The sequence below is a fragment of the Streptomyces sp. NTH33 genome (genome assembly GCF_003236365.1).
Taxonomy (GTDB): domain Bacteria; phylum Actinomycetota; class Actinomycetes; order Streptomycetales; family Streptomycetaceae; genus Streptomyces.
Genome location: NZ_POTZ01000793.1, coordinates 1 through 1910, shown reverse-complemented (window position 1 = coordinate 1910; position 1910 = coordinate 1). Strand labels below are relative to the sequence as shown.

The 1910-nt window shown below is 72.5% G+C and carries 1 protein-coding gene and 1 pseudogene; both read left to right on the top strand.

What is annotated here, in order from left to right; genetic code table 11:
* Positions 1 to 1600, top strand: a 1600-nt coding sequence (locus C1I97_RS36305) for an IS200/IS605 family element transposase accessory protein TnpB (protein ID WP_111007166.1), incomplete at its 5' end; no start/stop codon positions are given.
* A 201-nt stretch (positions 1601 to 1801) separates the two neighbouring features.
* A pseudogene (locus tag C1I97_RS42185) lies at positions 1802 to 1910 on the top strand (SigE family RNA polymerase sigma factor); the annotation flags it as partial.

Sequence of the window (1910 nt, the reverse complement as noted above, 5' to 3'; positions counted from 1 at the left end):
GTTCGTGGTGCCCGGCCCGTCCGGGGTGGCGGTCCGCTCCGGTCTCAAGGGTCTGACCGGGCAGGACGAGACGGTGCTGCGCCGGGTCGGCGGACTGCTCGGCTCGCTGGCCGCCGGTGACCTGAAGGCGCGCTGCTCGGCGGGCCTGAAGCACGACGGCGAGCAGTGGGCGCGGCGCAAGCGGGCGCTGACGGGGGAGTCATCCGCGCGGTGGGCGGGCAGCATCACCAGGGCCACGCATGATCAGTGGGCTTTGGCGCGGCGCGGGCAGCTCGCCCACCTCCAGATTCTCCAGGCGGGTATCGAGGCGATCAGGCGCCGGCTCGCGCAGCCCCTCGGGGCCAAGGGCGTCAAGGGGTCGCCGGGCGGCTACCGCTCCCGGCGGGAGTGGTTCGCCAAGACCCGGCGGCTGCACGTGCTGGAGGACCGGCTGGAGCGGGTGCGGGCCGACTTCGAGGCCGGGCGGGTGCACGTGGTGCGCGGCGGCAGGAAACTGCTCCGCACCCGGCACCACCTGCAGGCCGCCGGGCTGACCGAGGAGCAGTGGCGGCTGCGGTGGCGGGCCGAGCGGTGGTTCCTGCAGGCCGACGGCGAGTCCGGCAAGCGGTACGGCAACGAGACCATCCGCATCTCGCCGGAGGGGAAGGTGAGCATCAAGCTCCCGGCGCCGCTGGCCGGTCTGGCCAACGCACCGCACGGCCGGTACGTGCTCGCCTGCCGGGCCCGCTTCCGCCACCGCGGCGCGCAGTGGGCCGACCGCGTCGCGGCGAACCGTGCGGTGGCCTACCGCCTCCACTACGACACCGGCCGAGGCCGCTGGTATGTGACCGCCTCCTGGCAGATTCCGCCGGTCAGGACGGTGCCGCTGGAGACGGCCCGCGCGGGCGGGCTGGCCGGGGTGGATATGAACGCCGACCACCTGGCCGCCTGGCGCCTGGACACCCACGGCAACCCCGTCGGCGAGCCCCGCCGCTTCGACTACGCCCTGACCGGCAGCGCACGGCACCGGGACGCGCAGGTGCGCCACGCCCTGATCCGCCTGTTGCACTGGGCCGCCCACCACAGCCTGGCCCTGGCGATCGAGGACCTGGACTTCGCCGCGGAGAAAACCCGGGAGAAGCACGGCCGCCGCAAACGGTTCCGCAAGCTCATCTCCGGGCTGCCCGTGGCCCGGCTGCGGGCCCGGCTGGTGTCCATGGCCGCCGAACTCGGTGTGACCGTCGTCGCGGTCGACCCGGCCTACACCAGCCGCTGGGGCGCCCAGCATTGGCAGAAACCCCTGACCAGCACAACGCGCAAGGCCACGCGGCACGACGCCGCCGCTGTGGCCATCGGACGGCGCGCCCTTGGGCACCGTATCCGGCGACGGACGGCACCGCCCCCACACGACCGGAGCGATCGTGCGGGGCATCGGACCGCCCAGGCCGGACGCGATGACCGCGGGCGTGAGGGACCCCGCCCCCGCCTTCCCGGACCACGGACACGATCCGTGCCGCCCGGACGCGGAGCGAAAGCGGGCGACCAGTGTGCCCACAACCGTTCGGGGCACGCGGCTGAGCACGAGTCCTGGCGCCAGGACTTACTCCCGCTCAGTCCATAGGAACGGTTTCGACTCCCGGAACAGCTACGCGCGGGTAGCACTGTGTCATGACCTCTGTGACAGGTCTGTGACAGTCGGCGGACACGGCCATGAAATCGCACAGGCAAGCTTTTCGGCACAGGCAAGGAAGCACAGAGGCACGGAAGCACGGAAGTACGACGGAACAGCCGGAACTCCGGAAGTCCACGAGGGGGGTGCGGGATGAACACGCTGCACAGCACCAGCAACAGCGCAGTGGTCACGCGTCTGCACGACATGGGCCGGGGTTCGTCGGAGAAGTCCGGTGCCGGTGGGGGCACCTCCCTGCTCG